The organism is Parafrankia discariae, from assembly GCF_000373365.1.
In the GTDB taxonomy this organism is placed as follows: domain Bacteria; phylum Actinomycetota; class Actinomycetes; order Frankiales; family Frankiaceae; genus Parafrankia; species Parafrankia discariae.
Genome location: NZ_KB891208.1, coordinates 61,261 through 87,423 on the forward strand (window position 1 = coordinate 61,261; position 26,163 = coordinate 87,423).

Annotated in this window: 21 protein-coding genes; 13 read left to right on the forward strand and 8 right to left on the reverse strand. The window is 70.6% G+C overall.

Going from position 1 to position 26,163, the window contains the following annotated elements; translation table 11 throughout:
* Positions 1-22 precede the first annotated feature (22 nt).
* Positions 23-1,807, reverse strand: a complete 1,785-nt coding sequence (locus tag B056_RS0111710) for a glycoside hydrolase family 15 protein (protein WP_018502049.1) — start codon at positions 1,805-1,807, stop codon at positions 23-25.
* Between the two features lie 390 nt (positions 1,808-2,197).
* Between B056_RS0111710 and B056_RS0111715 the strand changes: the two genes are divergently transcribed.
* The gene (locus B056_RS0111715) at positions 2,198-3,709 is read left to right on the forward strand and encodes a hypothetical protein (protein WP_018502050.1); all 1,512 of its coding nucleotides are present in this window, start codon (positions 2,198-2,200) and stop codon (positions 3,707-3,709) included.
* A gap of 53 nt (positions 3,710-3,762) precedes the next feature.
* Here the strand turns inward: B056_RS0111715 and B056_RS0111720 are convergent, their stop codons facing one another.
* Together B056_RS0111720 and B056_RS0111725 are read right to left on the reverse strand one after the other, a co-directional pair.
* A complete protein-coding gene (locus tag B056_RS0111720; RefSeq protein ID WP_018502051.1) occupies positions 3,763-3,963 on the reverse strand; it encodes a hypothetical protein in 201 nt (66 codons plus the stop codon).
* Positions 3,964-4,411: 448 nt separating this feature from the next.
* Positions 4,412-6,046 carry a dolichyl-phosphate-mannose--protein mannosyltransferase gene (locus B056_RS0111725; protein ID WP_018502052.1) on the reverse strand — a complete coding sequence of 545 codons (1,635 nt, stop codon included), beginning with the start codon at positions 6,044-6,046 and terminating at the stop codon, positions 4,412-4,414.
* A gap of 40 nt (positions 6,047-6,086) precedes the next feature.
* On the opposite strand from B056_RS0111725, the gene rsmI reads away from it, so the two are divergent.
* Both rsmI and B056_RS0111735 read left to right on the forward strand, forming a co-directional pair.
* Complete coding sequence (gene rsmI, locus B056_RS0111730) at positions 6,087-7,097, forward strand: 16S rRNA (cytidine(1402)-2'-O)-methyltransferase (protein WP_018502053.1); 1,011 nt, start codon at positions 6,087-6,089, stop codon at positions 7,095-7,097.
* Between the two features lie 715 nt (positions 7,098-7,812).
* Entirely contained in the window at positions 7,813-9,450 is a 1,638-nt protein-coding gene (locus B056_RS0111735) for a right-handed parallel beta-helix repeat-containing protein (protein ID WP_063826619.1), read from the forward strand.
* A gap of 127 nt (positions 9,451-9,577) precedes the next feature.
* On the opposite strand, the gene B056_RS0111740 is transcribed toward B056_RS0111735, so the two are convergent.
* Both B056_RS0111740 and B056_RS0111745 read right to left on the reverse strand, forming a co-directional pair.
* Positions 9,578-9,937, reverse strand: a complete 360-nt coding sequence (locus tag B056_RS0111740) for a hypothetical protein (protein WP_018502055.1) — start codon at positions 9,935-9,937, stop codon at positions 9,578-9,580.
* 10 nt (positions 9,938-9,947) lie between these two features.
* Complete coding sequence (locus B056_RS0111745; RefSeq protein ID WP_018502056.1) at positions 9,948-10,850, reverse strand: tyrosinase family protein; 903 nt, start codon at positions 10,848-10,850, stop codon at positions 9,948-9,950.
* A gap of 837 nt (positions 10,851-11,687) precedes the next feature.
* Between B056_RS0111745 and B056_RS0111750 the strand changes: the two genes are divergently transcribed.
* From B056_RS0111750 to B056_RS0111770, 5 genes are all read left to right on the forward strand, one after another.
* The gene (locus B056_RS0111750; RefSeq protein ID WP_020572454.1) at positions 11,688-12,794 is read left to right on the forward strand and encodes a hypothetical protein; all 1,107 of its coding nucleotides are present in this window, start codon (positions 11,688-11,690) and stop codon (positions 12,792-12,794) included.
* Positions 12,795-12,851: 57 nt separating this feature from the next.
* A complete protein-coding gene (locus tag B056_RS0111755; RefSeq protein WP_018502058.1) occupies positions 12,852-13,913 on the forward strand; it encodes a polysaccharide pyruvyl transferase family protein in 1,062 nt (353 codons plus the stop codon).
* Positions 13,910-15,046 carry a glycosyltransferase family 4 protein gene (locus B056_RS0111760; RefSeq protein WP_018502059.1) on the forward strand — a complete coding sequence of 379 codons (1,137 nt, stop codon included), beginning with the start codon at positions 13,910-13,912 and terminating at the stop codon, positions 15,044-15,046. The genes B056_RS0111755 and B056_RS0111760 overlap by 4 nt, the downstream gene beginning before the upstream one ends.
* Before the next feature lie 179 nt (positions 15,047-15,225).
* Positions 15,226-16,050, forward strand: coding sequence for a YveK family protein (locus B056_RS0111765; RefSeq protein WP_018502060.1), 825 nt, complete (start codon positions 15,226-15,228; stop codon positions 16,048-16,050).
* Between the two features lie 2 nt (positions 16,051-16,052).
* On the forward strand, positions 16,053-17,477 hold the full coding sequence (locus B056_RS0111770) for an O-antigen ligase family protein (protein ID WP_230202954.1): 1,425 nt from the start codon (positions 16,053-16,055) through the stop codon (positions 17,475-17,477).
* 52 nt (positions 17,478-17,529) lie between these two features.
* Here B056_RS0111770 and B056_RS0111775 read toward each other — a convergent pair whose 3' ends face one another.
* Positions 17,530-18,726, reverse strand: a complete 1,197-nt coding sequence (locus B056_RS0111775) for a glycosyltransferase (protein ID WP_051105601.1) — start codon at positions 18,724-18,726, stop codon at positions 17,530-17,532.
* A 20-nt stretch (positions 18,727-18,746) separates the two neighbouring features.
* Complete coding sequence (locus B056_RS0111780; protein WP_026239596.1) at positions 18,747-20,288, reverse strand: lipopolysaccharide biosynthesis protein; 1,542 nt, start codon at positions 20,286-20,288, stop codon at positions 18,747-18,749.
* A 183-nt stretch (positions 20,289-20,471) separates the two neighbouring features.
* Here B056_RS0111780 and B056_RS36185 point away from each other — a divergent pair, with 183 nt between their 5' ends.
* The 5 genes from B056_RS36185 to B056_RS0111805 are packed head-to-tail and all read left to right on the forward strand — an operon-like array spanning position 20,472 to position 25,126.
* Entirely contained in the window at positions 20,472-21,953 is a 1,482-nt protein-coding gene (locus B056_RS36185; protein ID WP_230202955.1) for a glycosyltransferase family 4 protein, read from the forward strand.
* A complete protein-coding gene (locus tag B056_RS0111790; RefSeq protein ID WP_018502065.1) occupies positions 21,950-22,873 on the forward strand; it encodes a glycosyltransferase in 924 nt (307 codons plus the stop codon). The genes B056_RS36185 and B056_RS0111790 overlap by 4 nt, the downstream gene beginning before the upstream one ends.
* Positions 22,870-23,499, forward strand: coding sequence for an acyltransferase (locus tag B056_RS45750; RefSeq protein ID WP_018502066.1), 630 nt, complete (start codon positions 22,870-22,872; stop codon positions 23,497-23,499). Before B056_RS0111790 ends, B056_RS45750 begins: the two co-directional genes overlap by 4 nt.
* Positions 23,496-24,530, forward strand: a complete 1,035-nt coding sequence (locus tag B056_RS36190) for a glycosyltransferase family 2 protein (RefSeq protein WP_018502067.1) — start codon at positions 23,496-23,498, stop codon at positions 24,528-24,530. The genes B056_RS45750 and B056_RS36190 overlap by 4 nt, the downstream gene beginning before the upstream one ends.
* Positions 24,527-25,126 carry an acyltransferase gene (locus B056_RS0111805; protein WP_018502068.1) on the forward strand — a complete coding sequence of 200 codons (600 nt, stop codon included), beginning with the start codon at positions 24,527-24,529 and terminating at the stop codon, positions 25,124-25,126. The genes B056_RS36190 and B056_RS0111805 overlap by 4 nt, the downstream gene beginning before the upstream one ends.
* Before the next feature lie 18 nt (positions 25,127-25,144).
* Here the strand turns inward: B056_RS0111805 and B056_RS0111810 are convergent, their stop codons facing one another.
* A complete protein-coding gene (locus B056_RS0111810) occupies positions 25,145-25,759 on the reverse strand; it encodes a dTDP-4-dehydrorhamnose 3,5-epimerase family protein (RefSeq protein WP_018502069.1) in 615 nt (204 codons plus the stop codon).
* Between the last annotated feature and the right edge of the window lie 404 nt (positions 25,760-26,163).

Below are 26,163 nucleotides of genomic sequence, written 5' to 3' on the forward strand. Positions count from 1 at the left end.
GGCAAGACACCGCCCGGCCGGGTCAGCCCAGGGTGCGGTCCAGGTGGATCGCCGCGCTGATCAGGGCCAGGTGGGTGAAGGCCTGCGGGAAGTTGCCCAGGGCCTCGCCGGAGGGGCCGATCTCCTCGGCGTAGAGCCCCACGTGGTTGGCGTAGGTGAGCATCTTCTCGAAGACCAGCCGGGCCTCGGTCGTGCGGCCCGCGCGGGTCAGCGCCTCCACGTACCAGAACGAGCACAGGTTGAACGTGCCCTCGTCCCCGGTCAGGCCGTCGCTGCCGTCCGCGGCGTACCGGCGCACCAGGCTGTCGCTCACCAGCTCCGAGCCGACCCGGTCCAGCGTCGACAGGAAACGGGGGTCGGTCGGGCCGGAGAACTTCACCAGCGGCATGCACAGCAGCGAGGCGTCCAGCCGCGGCGAGCCCGGGAACTCCATGTAGGCCCCCTTGCGGGGGTCCCAGGCCTCGTTCTGGACGAACCGGTAGGCCCGCCCGGCGTGGTCCTTCCAGTCGTTGGTGGGCCCGGGCAGGCCGCGCTGCCGGGAGATCCGGCAGGCCCGCTCGAACGCCACCCAGGTCATCACCGCCGAGTAGGTGAAGCGCTGGCGCCCGCCCCGGGTCTCCCAGATGCCCTCGTCGGGCTGCTCCCAGTGCCTGGCCAGCCAGTCGAGCTGGCGGCCGAGCGCCTCCCACAGCCCGAAGGAGATCGGGACCTGCTTGTTGTACAGGTACACCGAGTCCATCAGCTCGCCGTAGATGTCGATCTGGAGCTGGCCGGCGGCGCCGTTGCCGATGCGCACCGGCCGCGACCCCCGGTAGCCCTCGAGATGGTCGAGGACGATCTCGTCCAGGTCGGCGTTGCCGTCCACGCTGTACAGCACGCCCAGGCCGAGCTCGGGCGGCGCCTCCTTGCAGCGCTGCTCGAGCCAGTCCATGAACGCGGCGGCCTCCTCGGTGAACCCGAGGGCCATCAGCGCGTAGGTGGTGAACGCCGCGTCGCGGATCCAGGTGTAGCGGTAGTCCCAGTTGCGCACCCCGCCCAGCTCCTCCGGCAGGGAGGTGGTCGGCGCCGCGATGAGTGCCCCGGTCGGGCGGTAGACCAGCAGCTTGAGCACCAGCGCCGAGCGCAGCACCATCTCCCGCCAGCGGCCGTGGTACCGGCCCCGGCGCACCCACGTCTGCCAGTACTCCAGCGTCCGGGAGAACAGGTTGTCGGCCTCGCCGGGCTGCAGCGGGCGGATCCGGGAGTCCCATTCGAGGAGGATGTCGGCCGTCTCGCCCATCGCCAGCTCGAAGTCGCAGGTGACCGCGGTGCCCTCGATCCGCAGCGGCAGCGCCGTGCGCAGCACGAGGGTGCCGGTGGCCGACTCGAAGACCGCGCCGGCGCCGGGTACCAGCGTCACCGTGTGGGACGCCCGCCCGTAGTCGAACCGGGGATCGCAGCGCAGCCGGAACCCGGCGGTGCCGCGCACGGCGCGGGCCTGGCGGACGACCACGTGCGGCGTCTCGGTCAGGTCGTTGTCGATCGGGACCATGAAGTCGACGACCTCACCCACCGAGTGCGGAGTGAGGAAGCGGGTCATCAGGACGTTCGAGTCGGGCAGGTAGAGCTGCTTGGCCTTCGACAGCGCGCAGTGGATGCGGAAGGAGCCGCCGCGCTCGGCGTCGAGCAGGCTCGCGAAGACCGACGGGCCGTCGAAGCGCTGCGGGCAGTACCAGTCGATTGTGCCGTCCGTGGCGACCAGGGCCACGGTGCGCAGGTCGCCGATGACCGCGTGCTCCTCGATCGGCGGGTAGTCGGATGCGGGCATGCGGACCTCCGCGGGTCGGGATGTCCGGGCGCGGCCGGAGGACGGGCCTTGCGGGAAGCCCCCGGGCGGGCGGTGTGTCGTCCCGGGGCGTGGTCACTGCGGCCCACTTCGGCGTGGTCAGCCGAAGGTATCCCAGCGGGCAGGCCATCCCGCCCGCCCCACCGGGCCGGCGGCCACCGCCGAAAGTGCCCCCCACTACCCGATCGGGGTAGCCCGGGAGCAGCCCGGCACGGCGGGCTCCGGGTGGGCGTCCCGGGGCGGAAGTCCCTGTTCTGACGGTGAAGTCGCCTGCGTGGCGACCGGCGCGCGACCGGGGCGCGGCGGGCCGTCCAACGGGCTGTGGAGGGTCTCGGGTGCCCGGCGCCTGGGCGGGCGCCCTACGATCGCGCCATGACCGAGCAGCTGCCGACCATCGCGGACGGTCGAGCCAGCCTTGTCATGTTCGCCCGTGGCGACCGGGTCTTCCCGGTGGACGATCTTGGCGGCGGGGTGTGGTCTCGTCGTGGCACGGTGCTGTCCGTGCATCCGGCGTCACAGGAGGAGGCGCGCCCGGTCGGCGGCGGTGTCCGCGTCGACGCGGCGTCCTCGGCCGCGCCGTCGACCGCCCGGGCGACGGTGCTGTGGGACGACGGCTCCGCGGAGGTTCTCGCCGAGGACAAGCTCTGCCTGGTCTACGACCAGGAGGCCCCGGTGGGCATCCGGGTGGTCACGATGGAGATGAGTCAGCCCTTCGACGTCGTCGACCACGGCGGCCACGTCGTCCTCGTGCTGCGCGAGGGGCTGCTGGCCGCGGCGGACGTCGTCGCGCTGCGCGCCCGGCTCGGCCGGGTGCGCGCGGCGCTGGCCCCGGGGCCCGGTGACGCCGCGACGGCGGCGGAGATCCGTCGCCGCGACCTGAGCCTGCTGAACGCGCTGATAGCCGAGCTCACCGGCCCGCCGCCGGACGACCTCCCGCACCCGGACACCGCGCGGCTCGGTCCCACACGCCTCGACCCCACACGCCTTGATCCCGCGCGGCTCGACCCCGCCGGCCTGGACGCCGCCCGCCTCGACGCCGCGGCCCGGCTGGAGGCCGCCCGCCGGGACATCGCCCGCCTGGACGCCGCCCGCCTGAGCGTCGCCCGTGCCGACGCGGCTCGTGATGCGGCCCGAGCTGATGCGGCCCGTGCTGACACCGTCCGAGCCGACGCCGTTCGCGCCGAGGTCGGGGTCGCGCGAGCCCCCGGGCGTCCTGAGGTCGCCGTCGGGCGGCCCGAGGTGGCCGTGGGGCGGCCCGAGGTGGCCGTGGGGCGGCCCGAGGTGGCCGTGGGGCGGCCCGAGGTGGCCGTGGGGCGCCCCGAGGTCCCCATGGGTGTTCCCGGCGGTGCCATCGGAACCGGCGGCGCCACCGGGCGTCCCGGCGGTGGACGTCCGCCGGCGGTGCGGCGCCCCGACGTGCTCGTCGCGGGCTCCGGCCCGGGGCGTCCCGCGGCGGCGGGAAGCCAGGACGTGACGGTCGGGAGCCCCGGTGGGGACCCGCCGGTCACCGAGGCGGGACGCGCGGTGGAGCCGGCCCGGCGCGAGGCGCCGCGGCCCGATGTCTTCGTCGGGCGTGCCGACCCGGCGCGGTCGGACACCGACCGGTCCGGCCCCGGGCGGTCGGACCCTGGGCGTTCGGAGGCCGCGCGCCTGGAGATGGCACGGGCGGAGGCACTGCGGGCCGAGATGCAGCGGGCTGAACTGCAGCGGGCTGAACTGCAACGGGCCGAGATGCAGCGGGCCGAGGCGATGCGGGCGGAAGCCGCCCGCGTCGAGGTGGCCCGCGCCGACGCCGTGCGGGCTGACCGGGCGCGTCCCGACGTGGTGGTGGGAACGCCCGGCCGGCCGCCCGCCGGACCGCCGTCGGGATACCCGCTGCGGTGACGGACGGCGCCTGCCGGTCGCCGAGGCTCGCCGGGACGCCGCCCGGTGGGGACTCAGGAGGTCGAGTACGGCCCCGGACGCACACCTGGGCCGTAGGCGTTGCTGCCGTTCATGCCGGCCCGCGGCTGTTCGGTCATGGCCTGGCTGACCTTGGACGCGATCGCCTCGGTGAGACGGATCGCCTGGGTGAGCGAGAGGTTCAGAACGATCTCGCTGTCATCGGTCATCGCGAAGCGCACCGACACATCCGCCATGCTCTTTCCTCTCAGTCCTGGTCCCCCGGACACCCGTGGCCGGTGACCGATCGTGTCGAGGAGACCCGTCAGGGGCTCCCCGTCTCCGCGGCCAAGGGACGTGGTGACCGATCCACGATCCCCGATCGGATTGTCGGGGCGTGCGTGACCCCCCTCGTTCGCCGGTGTGGTGCTGCTGCTAGCTACCGTCGGCGTGGACTTTCGGTGACTACCCATGTCGAAATGTCTCCCCCGTGCCGGCCTCACTTCGCCGAGACCTTCTCTCGGTGATGGTGTCACTTCATGGTGTCGCCGGCTGTAGGGGGACTTTCCGGCAAAGGTGACATGAGACACGGCTGTGGTCTCTTTCTGGGCCCCGCCGTCCGCCGACGGGCCGACCGGCGTGGTGGCGAGCGGCTCCCGTCAACCGCTTCCGGCCCGGACGGCGGCCTGGGTGGGGCCTGTCCCGTCAGATCCAGCCGGGGAACCACATACGTATTCGCCAAGATGAATAAGGAATCACCTCGGCGGCCAGGATCGGGTAGAAGTAGGCGAACAACAGGACCACGATCACCGTGTACACGCCGACGGACAGCGCGCCGGCGAGCCGCCTGGTCTCGGACGCCTCGCGCGGCCCGAGGGCCAGCCCCGCCATCGCCGTCAGGCCCAGCACCAGGAACGGCAGTGAGGGCAGCGCGTAGAAGAAGAACATCGTCCGGCTGGGGAACAGCAGCCAGGGCAGGAACGCCGAGCCGAAACCGACGAGCACCAGCGCCGCCCGCCAGTCACGGGCGCGCACCCACAGCGCCAGCGAGCCGACCAGCGCCGCCGTCCCACCCCACCAGACGGCCGGGTTGCCCAGCGCGATGACCTCCCGCGAGCAGCCGTTGACGGCGGTGCAGCCCTCGGCGCCGTACGCCGGGGAGCTGTAGAAGTAGGCGATCGGCCGGCCGAGCACCAGCCAGCTCATCGGGGCCGACCGGAACGGGTGCGAGTCGGACAGGCCCTCGTGGAAGTGCAGCACCTCCATCTGGTAGTCCCACCAGCCGTGCCAGGCGTCGAGGAAACCGGGCCCGTACCGGTCGCGGTACCAGCCGCCGTCGGTGACGAACCAGCCCGTCCAGGTCGCCAGGAACGTCACGATCGGCAGCAGGACACAGCCCGTCAGCCACCCGGGCAGGTCGCGGCGCAGGGCGCCCAGCACGGGGGAGTGGGCGCCGGCCGTGCGGCGGGCACCGACGTCCCAAGCCAGCGCGAGCGCGGCGAAGCCGACGATCGTGTACAGCGCGCTCCACTTGACCCCCATGGAGGCACCGAGGGCGACGCCCATCGCCAGCCGCCACGGGCGCAGGCCGAGCCGGGGACCGAACCGCAGGTCGGCCCGCGTCGGGCCGGCACCGGCACCGGAGTCGGCTCCGGAGCCGCCGCCGGCCGCGGCCCGGTCGAGGCGGTCGGCGAGTCGGCGCCGGCCGTCGTCGCGGTCGAGCACCAGGCAGGCCAGCGCGATGACGATGCCCGTCATCAGGAAGATGTCGAGGATGCCGATCCGGCTCTGCACGAACTCCAGCCCGTCCATGGAGAGCAGCAGGCCGGCGAAGCAGCCGAGCACCGTCGAGCGGAACATCCGGCGGGCCGCGCGGGCGAGCACCAGCACCGCCAGCGTGCCCGCGAGCGCGGAGGAGAAGCGCCAGCCCAGCTCGGGGCTGCCGTGCGGGGTGCCCGCGCAGTCGACGTAGCCGAACAGCCACTGCGACGCGGCCATGAGCCACTTGCCGAACGGCGGATGGACCACGTAGGCGGGCCCGTCGCAGGTCTTCGAGTTGATCTCGTACCCGGCGGTCATCAGACCCCAGGCGTCCTTGACGTAGTAGACCTCGTCGAAGTAGAGCCCGCGGGGCTCGGTGATCCGCCAGAACCGCAGGATCCCGGCGGTCACCGCGACGAACAGGGGCGCCAGCCAGCCGACGGCGCGGTCGCCGGGCATCGGCGGGCACAGCCGCTCACGCGGCGTGCGGCCGGATCTGGCGGCAGTGGCCGGTTCCGGGCGGCTGCGCTCCGATGCGCCGGTCTCGGAACGGGGGAGGTGCGCCGTCGTCGCCGTCACACCGATCAGGGTAGGTCCTGCCCCCTGGCAGACTGGTCGGGTGTCCGGGACCCTCGTGCTGTGCGGTGCCCCGATCGGCGACGTTCGCGACGCGAGCCCGCGGCTCGGTGAGGTGCTCGCGAGCGCCGACGTGATCGCCGCGGAGGACACCCGCCGGGTACGCCGCCTCGCGCACGCGCTCGGGATCACGATCACGGGGCGGGTCGTCTCCTGCTATGACGCGGTCGAGGGCGCCCGCGCCGAGATGCTCACCGAGCAGCTGCTCGCCGGGCGCACCGTCGCGCTCGTCACGGACGCGGGCATGCCCGCGGTCTCCGATCCGGGCTACCGGGTCGTCGCGGCGGCGGCCGCGGCCGGGGTGGCGATCACCGTGGTTCCCGGGCCGTCGGCGGTCACGGCGGCGCTGGCCGTCAGCGGGCTGCCCTCGGACCGCTGGACCTTCGAGGGCTTCCTGCCCCGTAAGGCGGGGGAACGCCGCTCACGGCTGCGCGGGCTCGCGGCGGAGAGCCGGACAATGGTCTTCCTGGAGTCGCCGCACCGGCTGGGCGCGTCGCTACGCGACCTGGCCGAGGCCTTCGGTGGGCCGCGCCGGGCGACGCTGTGCCGCGAGCTCACGAAGACCTGGGAGGAGATCGTCCGGACAGACCTGGCCGGCCTGGTCGACTGGGCCGGCGACGGGCGCACCGTCCGCGGTGAGTTCACCCTGGTGATCGCCGGTGACGCGAGCGCCGGGCCCGCCCGGGTGGGCGGAGCGAGCGTGCCAGCTGGCGCGCGCTGGGCAGGGCTGGGGCCGTACAAGGCCGGTGCCGGTGCCGGTGCCGGTGCCGGTGCCGAGGCCGGGCCGGGGGCTGGTCTGGCGGCGCCCGCTCAGGCCGGGCCGGAGGCGCTCGCCGCGGCGGTGGCCCGTCTGACGGCGGGTGGCATGCCGGCGCGGGACGCACGTAAGGCGGTGGCCGCCGAGTACTCCCTGTCACCCCGGGAGGTGTACGCGGCCGTGATCGCCGCCCGCGACTCGGAACGGACAGAGACCCCGGGAACAGCCGACGGGTGAGCCGCCCCGGCCCGCCCGGGTGACCGGTGCGTCGGTGCGGAACTCGCACTTCGGGGCGGTGATTCCTGGCGATGTCTGCCGTGCAGTGCCGCCCGCACGGACCATGAGGGCGTGGAGCCGCGTCGTGCCGCGGCAGGTCTTTTCTCATCTGTGGTCTCGGTGTGGAATTCCTTCCGCTTGGCCGTACCGGGGGACCGGCGGTCTCGTACGGTTACCGTGCCCCCCAGACGTTCAGCAACCGTTCCGGCGTCCGTTCGACAGCGCCTACCCGACCGCGTGCATCCGACGGCATCCCTCAGACCGGACGTCCACATCCTCCCTACGAGTATCCATTGGCGAGGCGGAGTGGTCGGGGTACGATAGCCACTCTGCCAGGCATGGATTATCGGCTGTGTGTCAAATTCCGAAAATCTGGCTGTCGGTGGCTCTGGCTGTTAGTGGCTCTGGCTGTTGGCGGCTCTGGCTGTCACGGGCTGTAGCCGTCGGCCGGCCGTCAATGCTTGCTTTATGTCAAGAAAAATCGGCGGAATCAGAGGAATCAGTTTGAAAGCATCCTGATGAATGCATCCCGCCTGCGCCCGCCGAACCGGGCTGCCCCGGTGGGAGTGCTCTCAACGGGGGGGTGCACATTCTGTCAACGGGTTCCAAGCCGCTGGCCGCCAGCAGGCGACAGCTCCCGTGAACCCGGCCGTCCATCTTCTGGAGCTGGCTGCAGATGCATCAGAGCATCATCGAGGACGAGGCAAGACCGGACGGCCCCGCGCGGAATTCGCGTGGCGCGGGCCGCCGGGTGGGGCGGCGTGACCGGCGCAGGCGTGACCGCGCGGTCCGAACCGCCAGACGCAAGATCCTGGTATCCGCTCTCTGCCTCCTTGTCGTGGTCGGCGGGACGACCGGCGCGATCCTGCACTCCGCGCTCGGAGGCGACGACGCGGGTGGGAAGCCCATCCAGCTGGCCGACACCGAGCCGCGGTACCAGAACGGTGTGAACTTCCTTCCGAACCCTGGCTTCGAGAACACGGTGGCGGGCTGGTCGGTCGGGCCATCCGAGAGCTCTCGCCTGTCCCCGACGGTGCCCGGCCGCAGCGGGTCCGGCGCGGCGGTCGTCACGGCCAGGGCCCGGGTACCCGCCATCACCCTGACCGACACTCCGGACGCCGTGCCCTGGACCGGCGCCAGGCTGACCTATCTCGGCGCCGTCTGGGTGCGCACGACCGCCCCGGGCACCCGCGTCCAGCTGAGGCTGACCGAGCTCGACGGTGCCCGCACGGCCGCGCGCACCCTGACCAACGTCACCCTGAACGATGCCACCTGGCGAAAGATCGAGGTCTCCCTGCGGGCGACAGCCACGGGCCACCGGCTGGACTTCGCGGTCGTCGCCGACCGGCTTCCCAGCGGCCAGTTCCTCTACGCGGACGATGCGTCCCTTCTCATCGGGAAGCCGTCATCGCCAGCCCCGACGGGGCCGGCGGCGACCACGGGCGGCCAGCCGAGCACGTCCCCGCCGGTGAGCGCCAGCCCGCGGCCTGGCACGAGCGCGACTCCCAGCGCGCCGACGAGTGGGCAACCGCGCCCGAGCACGGCGCCGCCCGCACCGGGTGGGTCAGGTATCACGCCGATCCCGGCCGGCATGCCCAACGCGAGCACCACCGGCGTCCGGGCGGGGACGTCGCTGACCCTCCTCTCCGGTGACCAGCGCATCACCCGCGCGGGAACGGTGATCGAGAACAGAGATGTGCGCGGGTGCATCCGAGTGGAGGCCGACAACGTCGTCATCCGGAACTCCCGGATCTCCTGCCGGTCGTCGGGTTCCGCAGTGATCAAAAACCTCGGGCGGAACCTGCTGGTCGAGGACGTCACCATCGACGGGCAGGGTGCCTCGAACTCCGGCATGTCGACCGCCGACTTCACCGCTCGCCGGGTGAACATCTCGAACACGATCGACGGCTTCTTCGTTAACGACAACATCCTCATCGAGAACTCGTACGTTCATCATCTCGCCCAGACCCCGTCCAGCCACAACGACGCGGTACAGACCACCGGCGGCAGCAACATCGTGCTGCGCCACAACACTCTGATTCCCATCAACGAGACGACCGGCGAGTCGAGTAACGCCGGCTACATGTTCGGGCAGAACATCGGGCCGATCTCGCGGGTTGTCTTCGACGGCAACTTCATCAACGGCGGCGGCTTCACCCTCAACGGGGCCGGTGACGTGACCTTCGTGAACAACCGGTTCGGCCGCAACTGCCTGTACGGGATCAAGGCGTTCAAGGGAAGCCAGGTGAAGTTCGACCAGTCCAACATCTGGGCCGACACCGGCCGCCCGGTGAACGACGACCCCAAATGCTGAGGTGACCGGGGGGCCGACGGCCCCCCGATCCCCCACTCGTACGGATCCGTGGGTCCCGGTCGCGACCGGGACCCACGGACAACTGCGTCTGGCCGCTGCTCGGCACGGCGGCTCGCTGCAGCGAATCTCAGAGAATGAGGAGCGTCCGGTCGCCTTCGACCAGGGCAGCGACCAGTGACCTCACGTCCGCGAACTCGTGGTGCGGGAAGACGTGAGACAGGTATCGGGTGGGGCTGTCCCGATGAATCTGCACGTGGTTCAACTGCCGCCCGTCGACGGTGACGACGAGATCACTGGGGCTCTCGGCGATCTGTACTGCTCGCCCGCCGATCCTGAGATCCTTGATCTGGCCCGATCGGAAGGACCGCAGGGGATCCGCGGTGGCGGCCTCCACCTCGGTCGGCCGTGTGGCGACGAACCCGGTGGCGGCCAGCACACCCGCGACTCCGGCGCTGCTCAGCACCCGCCGGCGTGACATCTCGGTCATGTCTCTCCCCCTACGCGTAGCTGTAGCCGAGCGTGGTGATGTCGAGCAACGAGGCGGGCGTGACCCCGGACGTGGCAAGACCCAGCAGCGCGTCGTTCAGGTTGTGGCCCGTCGGCCCGCCGGTGACCGGGAGGTAGTCGGTAGCGTGCCCGGACGCCTGCCATATCGACCAGATCCGGTCGACGTTCGAGTGATGCAGCCAGAAGATCGGATCGTTCGGGGACGTGCTGACGCCCATGTCGCCGCCGACCCACCGATGCACCCGGCCATGCATCCTGGCCTGGGTGGATGACTCGCCGGCGTGCCGGAGGAAGCCCTCTATCCGGTTACGGAAACTCGGGCTCGTGCTCTGGGAGTCGATCCAGGGCGAATGATCGTACTGTGACTCGGTGAGGCAGTCGGCGACGTCCGCCTGAGTCGGCAGGGTTGTCGCGCCGGTGTCCACCGCGAACTTCCGGATGAGTCCAACCCTTGAACGGGGGACGAGCTGATTCGTCGAGCTGTTCAGGATGATCGCCTGCCAGCTGACGAACGGTCCGTCCTGTACATACCAGCCGTTGCTCTGTAAACCGTTCCCGCCGAAGTAATCTGCCGTCCAGATCAGAGCCTGCTTCGGGTCGGGGAGCGCGGCGTCGGCCTCCCACGGCCAGTAAGGAATTCCGAAATCGGGCAGGACTGTGGCGAGCGCGGATTCGAACTCGAGGAGTGACTGGCGGTGCCAGGGCAGGAACGACGGTCCCTTGTGCGCGGCGTTCCGTACGGCCTGTGAGGACGGTGTGAAAGTCATCATCGCGGTGTGGTGCCGGGTCACGAACTGGTCGTAGACACCTGACTGCTTCAGGGTGTTCAGCGCGTCGGTGAACGCCTGGACCTCGGTCGGACTGAGTGCGTAGATACTTCGACGAACAGGCACGTAACCTTCCCCCCTCGCCGCCGCGCTCACTGGGCGCGGCGGCGCATTCCTGTGAACGACTCGACGCCGTGACCTGCGATGGCCCCTCGGCACCGGGCCGGTCGATGTCGGATATCCGACGCCGGCCGACTGGTTCCCGGAAGCCGCCGTCGCTGTCCACGCCACCGACCCGGCGGCGGGTGTTCCCGACGCCGGCTTCCCCTGTGCCCACACGCATCCCGGCTGCCGCCCGCCTTCTCGATCCCCCGCCGGTCCGTGGCGGCCGGGGACCGGGCAACTCGCTGCCGGTCGACCGGATGCAGGACCGGCATCGGATTGCTGAATGATGGAGGCGTTGCGACCTTCATGCTTTGAACCCTGTCTGCGTGAGAGTCGTCACCAGTTTAAGCGCATGCCGGAGGGCGTAGCTACAAATTGGCTTGAATTCTTTCCGGAAACCGTCTAGGCACTCTCCGTGCCGGTGCCGCTACATTATGGTGGGCTGGTGAATGGGTGCCGTGGCAGATCTTCCTTCGTGGCAGTCGATTCGGCTCGTCAGGTGTCGGTCCGACTGTCGGAGGCGAGGTCGAGGTGCCACTTTCGGATTCCTGTCGTCTAGCAAACAAATTCTGACGACAAGCAAGCAATCGGCATCCGATGGCGCGCCCGGGTCATCGGAGCAGGCGCGGCCGCGCCTGCTCCCGCAAGCGTCCACGTAGCTGCTCCGGAAGATCTCCCGTCGAGGTAGTACCGTTCGACGAGATGGGTCGGGGACATCCCGGAATTCTCGTATCTCGGTGTCCCACCCCGTTATGCTCGACCCTGCCCGCTATCAGGGCTATAACTAGGGGGAAAGTCATGAAGGTGGAGGTTTCGTCCGCGTCGGGCGATCTTGTCTCCATCGGTGTGCGTGGCCTGAGGGGAGCGGAAGAGGCGTACTTCCGTTCCTCGGGCGTAGAGCTTGCCGAGACGGCGAACGCCGGCCTGACCGCCACGCTGACAATCGCCATGCGGCGCGGCATGACTCTGGAGTGCGCGGGGCCGATCAGCGAGGTGCTGGCCGCCCGGGTGGACGACTACCAGGCGCTGATGTCGCGGTGGTATCCCGCCCTCGAGCCGGTACAGGTGCTGACCGGGACCGCTCGCTCGGCCCGGCCGGCGGGGGCCGAGACCTTCTGCTTCTTCTCCGGCGGGGTCGACAGCTTCTACACGCTCCTGCGCAACATCGACAGGGTGGACGCGGTCGTCTACGTGCATGGATTCGACGTCGCTCTGAAGGACGCCGAGCTGCGACGAGTCGTTTCCGGCAGCCTGCGCCGGACGGTGGAGAGCCTCGGCAAGGAGCTGATCGAGCTTGAGACCGACCTGCGCGCGCTGTCGGATCCGCACGTCAGCTGGCCCGCCTACGTCTCGTCCGGGCTCGCCACCGTCGCGCACCTGCTGTCCCGGCGGTTCGGTCGCGCGCTGGTCGCCGGGACTCTCGCCTACCACGAGCTGCAGCCGCTCGCCTCACACCCGCTCACCGATCCGTTGCTGTCCAGCGACCAGATCGCGATCGAGCACGACGGATGTGACGCCACCCGCCAGGAGAAGGTCGCCTTCATCGCGAGGCACCCGGTCGTCCGGCAGAACCTGAGGGTCTGCTGGGAGAACCCGGGCGGCGACTTCAACTGCGGCCGGTGCGAGAAGTGCCTGCGCACGATGCTCGCCCTGGAGTCCCTCGGCGTGCTCGGCGAGTTCACCTGCTTCCCGTCCGGTCTTGATCCGGATGTCGTGCGGCGGGTTGACCTCCCCGGCCGAGGCCCCCGGCACTGGGCGGTCGTGAACCTGCGGGAACTTCGCCGGGCGAACCGTGACCCCGTGCTCGTCAGGGCGCTTGCCGAGGCGATCGCGAGGTCCGACGCACGGCGGGTGCACCGGCTCGTGCGGCGGCGGGCCCCGCGCGGCCGGGCCGCGACGACCTGACGCGGTGCTGTACCGACGGACCATCCGGGGATTACGGGACGCTGGGGGACGCGAGTAATGACGGAGGCCGCGACAGGGGTCCCGTACGCCTCGACGGCAGCGGTCGCATCCACTGCCCGCCTGATCGAGAGCCTGTCGACGCGGGCCACGGCCGCCGTCGCCGACCTGCTGCCGCCGGGGACGACCGACGTGGCGCTCCTCGACTTCCCGTACCACCGCAACAGCGGTGACTCGGCCATCTGGCTCGGCGTACGCCAGATTCTCCGACAGCTGGGAGTAAGAGTCGCCTACGTCGCGGACACCGCGCGCTACCGGCCGGACCGGTTACGGGAGGCACTGCCGGAGGGGCCTGTCCTGTTACTCGGCGGGGGGAATTTCGGTGACCTCTGGCCGGGGCATCAGGAGCTCCGGGTCCGGGTCCTGCGTGACTTCCCGGACCGTACCGTGATCCAACTTCCGCAGAGTATTTCCTTCCGTAGTCGGACGGCGCTTTCCGAGGCCCAACGCGTGACCGCGGCCCATCCGAATTTCACTCTCATGGTCCGTGAACGGCGTAGCCTTTTGTTCGCCACCGAGAACTTCGATGTGCCGCTCGTGTTAGCGCCAGACTCGGCCCTGGCCAACGGCCCACTGAGACCGCCGCGGCCGGTACGTCCCGACGGCGTGCTGTGCCTTGCCCGCGATGACGTCGAGGGCACCGGAGCCATCGCGGGCGTGGCCGGCCCCGGAATACGTCGGGCCGACTGGGGAATACGCGGCCTTCCCGCGGCGCGGTGGCAATCGGCAAAAGTGCTGCCGAAACTCGAGCGGCATGCCCTGGGCCGGAGTCCGGATGGGCACCGGGCGGCCCGCCCCGCGCTGCACGCGGCCTATGAAACAATGGCTACGGTAAGCGTTGAAACAGCGACGAGCCTCCTGTGTACCGCGCGTTATGTGGTGACCGACCGGTTGCACGCGCACATTCTCTGCCTGCTTCTCGGTATCCCACACTCGGTGTTTGACAACAGTTACGGAAAGGTCAGCGGGACCTTCGAGGCGTGGACCTCGGGCAGCGACCTCGTGCACTGGGCGACCAGTGCGGACGAGGCCCTGGAGAGATGTCGGGAGTTCGCGCCGTGACCGCCCCACCGCGACGCGGCGTCGGTGCTCGCGCGGACACCGCCGCTCGCGCCGACACCGCCAATACGGGCCGTGAGTCACGGCCGGTCGTGGAGGTGCTCCTGAGCCGGGGCCTCGACCCCTACGACTGGGAACGTCGGCACGCCCGAGGCGAGGTCCCGGACGTCTGGCCGTACGGGCTGAACAGGCTTGCCGACCACGGCTTTCGAACCAGCGGTTCGCTGCCGGCGGTGAGCCACCGGGCGCCGGGCGCGAGGGTCACCCGCGCGCTGGGGGGCTTCGAGTGGCGGGAGGTCGCCGCGCGTCGGATCGACGCGGCGGCGGAGGCGGTGCTGTGCTGGGACGAACGGGCCGGGGTACCGGCTGCCTCGATGGAGCGGTGGCGGGGCGGCCGGCCGGTCGCCACCGGCGTCATCTGGCTGACCGATCCGGTGGGCCGGCCGCGGGGGGCACTGGCGCTGGCACCCCGCGCGCTACGTTCGGCCCAGCTGGTCTGGGTGCTGTCGAGTGCCCAGCTCCCGGTGCTCCGGGACGCCCTGGGGGTCGCCGAACGCAGACTCGCCCATCTGCCCTTCGGTATCGACGCGGACTTCTTCCGGCCGGCCGAAACCGATTCGGTACCCGGCCTGGTGGTCAGCGTCGGAAACGACCGGCACCGGGACCACGACACGCTTCTCGCCGCCATCGCGGACGCGGCCGGAAAAGTCGCCGGGCTGCGCCTGGAACTGGTGACCGGTCGAGAGGTGACGATTCCGGAAACGCTCGGGAAACGACACCCGAGAATGAACCACGCCGATCTTGTTGATCTCTATTCCCGAGCCTCCGCCGTGGTGGTGGCGCTGCGTCCGAACCTACATGTCAGTGGCATCAGTGTCGTTCTCGAGGCGATGGCATCGGGCCGCCCCGTCGTGGTAACCGAAACCTCGGGGATGTCCGACTACGTCGATCACGGGCGGACCGGACTGCTCGTTCCGCCGGGTGATTCCAGTGCCCTCGCCGCGGAGCTGGCGGGGCTCCTGCTCGACCCCGACCGGGCGGCGGAGATCGGGCGGGCCGGCCGCCAGGCGGTCGAGGAGACGTTCAACACCGGTGCGCAGGCGGGTCGGTTGGCTGGCCTGCTGCGAGGGATGTGATCTGCCGGGCCGGAGGAGAAGACCGGAGGGCGTGTGACGGCGCCGTCCTTACGAGGCACGGGAGGAACACGGACCCGCTGGGCCCGACGACGTGCCGAAAGGCGATCGGAACATCTGCCGTCGGTGAGCGCCGGCGGCGTGGGAGGGGAGGGAACGCTCAGATGGATATATGGCAGATCATGCGCATCACCATTCGGCGCTGGTACGTGTTCCTGGTGGTTGTGGCACTGGGGATCGCCGCGGCCCTGGTCACCACTTCGGGAGTGAAGCCGCAGTACTCCGCGGCCATGGACGCCTTCGTCAACGCCCCGCCGAGCCGGTCGAGTGCGCCGACCGGCAGCGTGGAGAACTCCGGCGGCGTCGGCTTCGCCGGCTCGCTGGAGGAACGCGCCATGGACGCCGACGCGTCCCGCGCGCAGATCCACAAGCTGGGCCTTCTCCCCACTTACAAGGTCAGCTGGACCAGAGCCAAGCTGGTCCTGTCGGTCAGCGTGACGGGCCCGACGCCCGACCTGGCCCGGCGCACCGTCGAGGAGGTCGTCGCGATGGCGAACCGGCACCTCGTCGCGCACCAGGCCAGCGCCGGCGTAGCTGATCCGGGCGCACAGTACTCGATCATGCCGGCGGCCGAGGGGGCCAACCTCTCACCCGCCCAGTACCCGGGTCGTTCCCGCCAGCGGATCGTCATCGGCGTCGTCGCGCTCGCCGCGGCGGTGGGCCTCGCGGTGGCGCTGGACGGCCTCGTCGCCGCCCGCCGTCGCGCCGCGGCCGGTGGAACCCGCCGGCCCGACAGCCCGCCGGACGCCGGATCACCACGGAGCCCGCTGGTTCTGGAGCCGGATCCGCTGGCCGCGCCGCTGTACGGCAGGGACGCCTCGGAGCGGGCCATACCGGGGCACGAGACCGCGGCGGTCAACGAGGACACGGTGACCATTCGGACGGGCGGCCGACTCGGAGCGGGGCCCGTCCCGCCGGACCTCGACCGAAGCGGCCGCCCGCGGTGACGATGCCCGGACAGGCGGCGCTGCGGACGGTGGCGGCGCTCCCGATCGCCCGGTGGCGGCCGGACGCGGTGAGCATGCTGACACTCCTCGGCGTGCTGCTGTTCGTCATCCCGGCGCGCAACACCCTGCAGTCGCTCGGCGCCGCGGGCCGGCCGGTGTTCCTGCTCGGCCTGGTGCTGGCCGGCGCCTGGCTGTGCACCTGGCTGCATCCCGGCCTGGTCCGCCGTGACCGCCAGCCGGTCCGGAGCCTGTTGCTCATCTATCTGGGCGCGCTGCTCGCCGCCTATGTGGCCGGTCAGCGCCGCGGGCTCGACGGGGTGGAGTCCCGTGCCTCGGACCGGTCCATCCTGGCCGTTCTGGCGCTCGTCGGCATCGCGCTCGCGGCAGCCGACGGAATCCCCTCGCGGGCCCGGCTCGAGGTCCTGATCTCGCGCATCGTGTCCTTCGGGGCCGTGATGGCGCTGTTCGGAATCGTCCAGTACCTGACGCACGAGGACTACAGCAGGTACCTGCGGCTTCCCGGGTTCGTGATGTGGTCCCCGGCGCTGGAGTCCGTCTCACGGGGGGGCGGCACCTCCCGGGTCGCCGGCACGGCGTCGCACTACATCGAGTTCGGGGTGGTCGTCGCCATGATCGTCCCGCTGGCGCTGTACCGGACTTTTCACGCTGTCACCAGGGGTGCCCGGCAGCGTGCCGCCGGGGCGCTGGTGCTGACCGCGGCGGCCGCCCCTCTCTCCGTCTCCCGGACGGCGATCATCGGGCTTGGCTGCGTGCTGCTGGTCCAGAGCGTCGTGTGGAGCTGGCGGCGGCGGTTCAACGTGTTCGTCTGGCTGGTGATCGGGGTCGGCGCGTTCGGTGCCACCGTGCCCGGCGTGCTCGGCACGCTGCGCAGTCTGTTCCTGAACTACAAGACCGATCCCAGCTATCAGGGACGGATCGCGGACTACGCGGTCGCGCAGGCCTACATCAGCGAGCGGCCGTGGTTCGGGCGCGGGCCGGGCACCTTCATCCCGGCGAAGTACTTCTTCCTCGACAACCAGTACCTCGGGACCATCCTCACCTCCGGATACGTGGGTCTGGCCGCGCTCGTCATCGTCATGCTCGGCGGGATCACGATGGCGTTCGGCGTGGCCCGGCGCGCCGCCGACGCGGCGACCCGGGAGCTGGCCCAGGCCCTCGCCGCGATGCTCGTCGCCGTCGCGGCGGCCTCGTACAGCTTCGACTCACTGTCGTTCCCGGCCTTCGCCGGCCTGTTCTACCTGACGCTGGGTGTCACCGGCGCGTTGTGGCGACTCGAACAGCGGCCCGTGCCCACACCGGCCGGGCCTGCCGCGAGGGCACCCGTCCAGGGGCGGGGCCCGCGCGGTGACCAGCAAAGCGTGGCGGAGCTGGTCCCGGCCGCCCGGCAGCCCGCCGGCATCGCGTGAACCAACGCCGTGAGGGCCGAACCGGGGTACGCCGGCCCTCGCGGCACCGGCCTCACGCCGGCTGGGCCGCGGGCCGCCGCGTCCGCTCCGGACCGCCGCCAAGAGTGAAGTCCAGCAACTCCACATGACGGGCCGGCCAGCTGTTCGCCGTGACGAACCGGTGGCGTTCCGCTTCGGTCACCTCTGGCCAGCCGCGGACCTCCCGGAACGCGGCCACCGGATCGTCGCCCGGCGCCAGCAGCCTGACCCGCGGTCCCATGCCCCGGACCGGGGTCAGGTCGCTCGCCAGGACGGGCCGCCCCGCCGCCAGGTACTCGTACAGCTTGATTGGATCCATCGCCTCCGTCAGCGAGGTCACCCGGTGCGGTAGCAGGCACACATCCGCTGCGGCGATCAGCCCGGTGACGGCCGGCCGGGGGAGATGGCCTGGCAGGACCACCGAGGGCAACGCCCGCAGCGGGGCGGCGTGCCGCTCGTCCTTGACGGGCCCGGCGAGTATCACCGTGCTCTCCGTCGCCAGCCGGGCGACCATGTCGACGTCGAGCCGGTCGTCGACGGTGCCCGCGTAGACGCACCACGGCCGGGGCAGGCCCGCGGTCAGCGCGGGTGCCGGCGGCAGCCGCTCCCACTCGGCGGGATCGACGCCGTTGTGGACGACCAGTGAGCCTCCGGTGGGAGCGAGCCGCCGGCGCAGCGACTCCGACACCGCGACCACCGGCCGCCGCCGGCGACGGATCTCGGCGTAGGCCTCCTGGAACGCAGGGTGCCAGCGTTCGAGCGGGGGGTAGGTCGCCCAGTCGTCACGGGCGAAGTAGACGACCGAGTCGGCCCATTCCAACTCGGCGAGCCCCGCCAGCAGCGGGTACGTCGTGACGACCACGGGCCGTTCGCAGCGGGCCTGCTCCGCGGCCCGTCGCAGCACCCGGTCGTAGCGCCGGTAGGTGTGGCGCAGCATCGCGGGCGAGACCGGGTCCTCGCGACGCCAGCGGCGCGCGGACACGACGTAGCGGTCCGGCCTGCTCGTCGGTGGAACGGCCACCACCGGGTCGCCCTTCGCCAACGCTGTCACCCGGCTGCGGAACGGCTCGGCGACGAGCAGCCGTCGCACCCGCGGCGACTGCATCAGGGTGAGCAGGACGCGGTCCGGAGGCCGCATGTACGAGCGGATCGCCATGTCCCGCAGCGTCTCCCTGGACAGGGTGAACACGACGTCGCGCGCGGGGGCGGAGCGGGGGTCGGGCTCGGGCATGGTCGGTTCCTCCGTCGAGATCAACGAGACCGCCGGTGTGGCCGTCGGCGTCGGGCACCGTGCTCGGCCGCCGCCGCGAGCGGCCACTGATCCTGGGGCGGGACGGATCCGGGAGCCGGGCTGTCGGACGGCCCCTGACCCGGCCCCTGACCCGGCGTCGGCCCGCGCTTTCCGCGCAGCACGCCGCGCAGCTGGCGCCGGCAGGTCGGCATGGCCGAGACGACAGCCACATACGCCGCCGCGCCGGCCGTCCCCGCGGTGACGAGCTCGGCGATCGGGGGCAGGTTCACCACCGCCCGCACCCCGGCGGTCACCGCGGCGAGCACCGCGCTGGCGAGGACGGCCGGCGCGATCGAGGTCGCGACGTCCGCCAGCCTCACCGGTGTGTCGCGGGTGGCGCTGGCAAGCATCGGGATGGCGGTCACCACGGAGGCGATGCTGACGGCCCAGGCGACGCCCACCGGCCCCCAGGGCAATCCCAGGAAGAACGAGGCCACGGTGAGCGGACGGGTCACCGCGGCGACCTTGAGCATCTCGTCGGCCCGGTCTCGCGAGACCCACAGCCAGGTCGCCGTCGAGCTGATCGCCTGGGCGAATCCGGCGATCGCCAGCACTCTGAAGATCGGCACGACCCCGCTCCACGGCGCGCCCAGCAGGCCGGTGACGAACACGTCGGCGAGCAGCGCCATCAGCACGACCAGTGGCAGAGCGAGCAGCGCCACGGTGAACACGGCGGCGCGGTAGTAGTCGCGGAACCGGTCCGGCTGGTCGTGGAGCCTGGACAGGGTGGGGATCGCGACCATGTTGACCGGCTGGTTGACCTGCTGCAGCGGGAGCAGGAGCAGCGCGTACGCACGGGAGTAGAGGCCGAGGGCCGCCGGCCCGGCGAACCGGCCCACCAGGACGTTGTCGGCGTTGCGGCTGACGTACCCGAGCAGGCCGGAGCCGGCGACGCTGCCGCCGAAGCGCAGCATCGGCGCGAGGCCGTCCGCGCGGGCCGGTCGGCTCGGCCGCCAGTCGCAGGCCGTCCAGACGAGGACCGCCCGGGCGAGGGCCGCCGAGGTCGGCATGAGCGCCAGCGACCAGTAGCCGGCCCCCAGCGACGCGAGAGTGATGGCCACGACGATGCTGGTAGTCCGGCCGATCATGTCGCGGGCCGCGACGGAGCCGAACTTCATCTGCCGTTGGAGCAGCGCCTGGTGTTGGACGAGGGCGCCGGTGATCAGGTACGACGGCGCGACGACGAGGGTGATTCCGACGAGCTCGTCGTGCCCGTAGAACAGGGCGATCAGCGGGCTGGCCGCGGCCAGCGCGACCGCGAGGCTGAACCCGACCACGACGTTGACCCAGAACAGCGCGCTGACCTGACTGTGCGTGATCGTCTTGCGCTGGATGACGGCCTGGGAGAGCCCGAGGTCCGTCAGCTGATCAGCGAGGGCTGAGATCGCCAGCACCATCCCGACGAGGCCGTAGGCGTCCGGTGACAGCAGCCGGGCCAGAACAATCGTTGAGCCGAATTGAGTGAACAATCGCCAGATTTGGGCGCCGGCCGTCGCCGCCACACCTCTCCGGGACCGCCCGGCAAGGCCCCGGTTCAGTTCCGAGGTGTCGAGCCAGCGTCCTTGCTTTCCGTCTAAGAATGCTTGTCGGCGAGCAGATCGCGACGCCGGTTCGGTGCGGGATTTCGCCACAGACGATCAAGCTTTCCGCTAAAACGCATGGTCAGGGCACTGTACCCTGATGCGTTGACCGACCTGGCCGCCCGGTTCATCTCGAGTTCCCCAAAGGGCCGGACGGATCGAACAAAATCTGTTCTAGTATGTCGTCAGTGGGTGACGTGTCCAGCGGCGGCGCTCATCGCAGGTTCACTTGGTCAATCTGGGGGAGCAGTGACGTTGAGTAATCGCGTGCTGATCATAGTGCAGAACCTGCCGGTACCGCTCGACCGGCGGGTCTGGTTGGAATGCCAGGCCCTGGTGGGCGCCGGTTACGAGGTGCGGGTCATATGCCCCAAGGGGCCGGGTGACCCGGGCTATGAGCTACTCGATGATGTACACCTCTACAAGTATGAGCCGTACGTCGCCACGTCCGGCGTAATCTCATATATGAAAGAGTTTTTTGTCTGCTGGATGCGTACTGCCCGACTGGCGCGCAAGGTCTACCGGGAACGCGGCTTCGACGTTATCCAGGTGTGCAATCCGCCGGACACCTACGCGTTGCTCGCGTTACTCTATCGGCGGCGTGGTGTGCGCCTTGTGTACGACCAGCACGACCTATGCCCGGAGGTCTACAAGTCGCGCTTCGAGCGCCCGTCGCGGATTCTGCTCGCCTTCCTTTTCGCGCTCGAACGCATCACTTACGGGCTGTCGCACCACGTCATCTCCACCAATAACTCCTACCGGGAGATCGCGATCCGCCGTGGCGGCCGGACCAGGCAGGACACGACGGTCGTGCGCAGCGGCCCGGACACCGATCGGATGCGGCCCGGCGCCGTCCACCCGGAACTGCGGGAAGGCCGCGAGTTTCTGCTCTGCTATCTCGGGGTGATGGGCCCGCAGGACGGAGTGGACAACGCGCTGCGTGCCCTCGACATCCTCGTCCACCAGCGCGGCCGCACCGACGTCCACCTGGCCCTGCTCGGTTTCGGTGACTGCTATGACGATCTGCGCGCGCTCGCCACGGAGCTGGATCTCGACGACCACGTGACCTTCACCGGTCGCGCGGACCACGAGATGATCGACAAATACCTCTCGACCGCCGACCTGGCGGTCGGACCGGACCCGATGAACCCGCTCAACAACGTGTCGACCATGAACAAGACCATGGAATACATGGCCTACGGCCTGCCCGTGGTCACGTTCGATCTCGTCGAGACCAGGGTCACCGCCGCGGACATCGCGGAATACGTCGAACCCGGCGACATCGACGGGTTCGCCGCCGCGATCGAGCGTCTGCTCGATGACCCGGAGCGGCGGGCCGACCTGTCCAAGCGGGGCCGGCAGCGCGCGGTCGAGGTGCTGGACTGGAGCCTGCAGGTCCCCGGTTACGTGGATGTCTTCGACCGCATCACCGGGCGGGAGCGCTCGGCCGGCGAGCGGGTCCGCCCGAGGACGGTTGACTGCGCCGTCCCGGCGCCGCGCCGCCGAGGGCAGACCGGCTCCAACCCGCCGGCGACGGCATCTGGCGGCCACCACGAGGGTGACGAGCTCAGATCGGCGACGGGGTGACGGCACCGCTCTCCGTGGGTTCCGCCCCGGCACCGCACGGCGCCGGTGATGTCCCCGCCAGTGTCGTCCTGGCCAGCGTCGTCGTGCCGGCGCACAACGAGGAGTCCGTCATCGGACGGTGCCTCGCGGCGCTCAGTGCCGGGCTGCCCGTCGGAGCGCTCGACGTGATCGTGGTGTGCAACGGATGTACGGACGGCACCGCCGCGGCCGCCCGTGCCCGTGGCGTCCGGGTGATCGAGACGGATCGAGCGAACAAGGCGGCCGCCCTGAACACCGGGGACGCGGCGGCCATGGCCTTCCCGCGCTTCTATGTCGACGCCGACGTGGAGGTCGCCGGATCGGCGCTGCTTGAGGTCGCCGCCGTCCTGCGCACGGGGGCGGCGCTCGCCGCGGCGCCCGCGCTGCGTCCGTGCATGACCGGGGTGGCCCGGCCCGTCCGCGACTACTACCGGATCTGGATGCGTCTGCCCTATGTCGCCGACGGGCACGTGGGCTCCGGGGTCGTCGGTGTCGGCGATGTCGGGCGGAAGCGTTTCGCCCGCTTTCCCGAGGCCATCGCCGACGATCTGTACCTCTACCACCAGTTCAGCGCGGAGGAACGGGTCACGGTGGACTCCGTCCACTTCACTGTCTATCCCGCGAGAACAGTGCGGGATTTCGTCCGGAGGAAGGTCCGGGTGTACGCCGGGAACATCGAGCTCCGCAATCGTGGGCTGGTGCCCGTGGAGAACCGGAACACCGGCGGCGCGTCCTGGCTGTCCGTCGTCGCCGCCGATCGCCGGCTGCTCACCGCAGCCCCCGCCTACCTCGCCATCTCGGCGGTGGCGAAGCTGCTGGCCGTCCGGAAGGTCCGCCGCGGCGACCTCGGTTCCTGGGAGCGTGACGACAGCAGCCGGCGCCTTCCTGAGGAGACGACGTGACCAGGGTTCTCGGCTTTCTCCGTTCCCTGCTCGACGCCCGCGCACTGCTGCACTCACTGCGGATCCTCCACTTCTACAACTACTCGCATGTCCAGCAGGTCCGCCGGATGACGATCGAACGGGGTGTCCGCCTGGCGCCGAACGTCTCCGTCCGGAACGGGGAGCGGGTGGAGATACGGGCGTTCGCCCACATCGGTGAGCGGGTTTCGCTGTGGGCCGGTGACCGCACTGGCCGGATCGAGATCGGCGAGCACTCCCTGATCGGGCCGGGCACGTTTCTCACGGCCGCGAACTACGAGACGCTGCCGGACATCGTCATCGACAGCCAGCCGAAGCGGGAGGCGGACATCGTCATCGGCAACGACGTGTGGGTCGGCGCCAACTCGGTGGTTCTCCCAGGCGTGACGATAGGCGACAGCACGATTGTCGGCGCCGGTTCTGTCGTCACGAAGTCGTTGCCCGCGGGAGCGTTGGCCGCGGGTGTTCCGGCGAAGGTCATCGGGAGGCGCGGAGAGTCGGCCCGTTCCGGCCATGCCGTCCAGGCGGACCGGCCTGGGCGGAATGACCGTACCGACGCGGACGGCACCGGGCGGCGCTCCGGCTCCCACCCGGCGGGTGGGCAGTGACCGTCGAGGTGTCCGTGTTGATCGTGTCCTACAACACCGCGGAGCTGACGGTTCGGTGCCTACAGTCCGTCCTGGCTGAGCCGCCCGGGGCCGAAACAGAGATCATCGTTGTCGACAACGCCTCGACGGACGGATCACCGGACGCCATCCGGGACGTGTTCCCGTCGGTGCGGCTGATCGAATCGGCGACGAACCTCGGATTCGGCCGCGCGGTCAACCTGGCGGCCTCCCACGCCAGCGGGGACTTCCTGCTCCTGCTGAACCCCGACGCCGTCGTCCTGGAGGGGGCGATCACCGAGATCCTCACCTTCGCCCGCCGGAACCCGGCCTGCGGGCTCTACGGTGGGCGGACGCTGCGGCCGGACGGATCGGTCGATCCGAGCTCCTGCTGGGGGGCACCCAGCCTGTGGAGCCTGGTGTGCTTCGGGGTCGGCCTGTCGACGATGTTCCGCGGATCGAGGATCTTCGATCCGGAGTCCCTCGGGCGCTGGCAGCGCGACAGCGTCCGCGAGGTCGGTGTCGTCACCGGATGCCTGCTGCTGGTCGGACGCGGCCTCTTCGAACGGCTGGGCGGGTTCGACCCCAGGTTCTTCATGTACGGAGAGGACACCGACCTGTCGATGCGGGCACGGGCCGCCGGCTACTGCCCCACGATCGTCCCGACCGCGACGATCGTGCACCACGTCGGGGCCTCGTCCTCGAACTGGGCGGCCAAGCACGTGCTCGTCCTGCGCGGGAAGACCACGCTGGTGCGGAAGCACTGGACGGGGCGGCGGCAGCGGCTCTGCCTGGCGATGATCGTGCTGGGGGTGGCGCTGCGGGCCCTGGCCGATCTGGGGTCGGGGCTGGCCCGCGGGCGGCCGCGGGCGCGGGCGAGCGACTGGCGCGCGCTCTGGGGCCGGCGGCGGGACTGGTGGCCCGGCTACCCCCCGTACTCCGAGCCCACGGGCGGCGTCCCCAGCCAGTCGGGCGTTCCGCCCGAGCTCGCATCCGGCACGGTTCACCCGTCCCGACATCTGACGAGGCCATGAGCAGTTCGCTACCCGAGCGGTCCCTCGACCTGTGGCGCAGGGCCCGCAGCCGGGCCTTCACCCGGTTCCTGACCGGGTCGTTCGGGGCGCTGGGCCCGCGTACCGACATCGAGCCGCCGTTCCGGCTTTACGGCGCTCGCTGGATGTCGATCGGCGCCGGCGTCCATGTGGGCCCCGGCTCGTGGTTCCAGGTGATCGGCGGAGACGGCGAGCCGGCGGCGCCGGTGATCCGAATCGGCGCGGGCTCGTCGTTCGTCGGGTGGTGCACGCTGTCGGCCGTGCGCGGCATCACGATCGGGGACAGAGCGATGTTCGCGCGTGGCGTCTACGTGGCCGACCATGACCACGCCTACCGGGCGGCCGGCGTCGCGATCCGGGACCAGGGCCACACGGGCGTCGCCCCGGTGGTGATCGGCGACGGCGCCTGGCTGGGCCAGAACTGTGTGGTCACCGCTGGCTCGAAGATCGGCCGCGGCGCCGTCGTCGGCGCGAACAGCGTCGTGAAGGGGGTCGTGCCCGACTTCAGTCTCGCGGTGGGCGCGCCCGCCCGGGTTGTCCGGAGCTGGGCGCCGCACGACGTCCCGAGCCGGCCGTGAGGCCGGGCCGCGACTCGGTCAGCCCGGGTCCGCGTCCCCGCGGCCGGCGACCGCGGCCGGCGCGATCTCCACTGGGCTCACGTCGGCCAGCGACGGGTGGTGCCGGTCTCGATCGGATATCACGGCCTCGCGCAACGGGACGGGCCACCGCACGCCTAGGACCGGGTCGGCAAGATTCACAAAGACGTAGCTGTCGTACCGGTCGGCACTCCAGTGCTCGTTGACGCTGTACAGATAGTAGGTGTCGTCCTCGATCGTCTGATAGGAGTTCGCGACCCCCCGTGGCAGGAAGACGGCTCGGTTCCGGTCGAGCTCGACGGTGACGACGGTTCCGAAGTTCTTCCCGGACCGCAGATCGACGTAGGCGCAGAAGACGCGGCCCTTGACCACCGATATGTACTTGTCCCAGGGCTCGGCGTGAAAGCCCCGTGTCACGCCTGAATTTTTATTGTAGGAAAGACTGTTCTGGACGGCCTGGAAGCTTGCCGGAATCCCTGCGTCGACAAGCTTGGCGTGGTGGAACTTCTCCTGGAACCAGCCGCGCTCATCCTCGATGGACGTAACATCGAACACAAAAAGGCCCGGAATCTCGGTCGTGGAGCCGGTGAACTGCGTGGTAGCCAGGACGGCCACGGAAGATCTCCCTCTTGCGTCCGGTACCCGGAGAGCCGGAGAACCCGATGGGTTTCTCGGCGGCCGGACACTCCGATACACGGAAGTATGGACGGCATGAATCTGCGGTCGATGTCGGACCTGCGCCGGCGGTCCCCGGCTTGGCCTGGTGGACGGCGCGGCGGGCGGCGGGAGCTGGGCAGCAAGGATGAGGCGAGGAGGTGCCGCGCCACTGCGCATGACCGCGGACCCGGTAGTCGTCGAGGTCGGTTGAGCGACACCTCGGCGGCCGACATCCGCGTGCTGAACTATATCAGCCCCCACTCGCTTCGTCGTGGTCCTTCGGTGCGTGTGGCGGGTGGCTTAGATCTCTTCTGGGCGCGATGTCGACCATGGGATGAAGTGTCGGCTGCCCACGGGTGAAC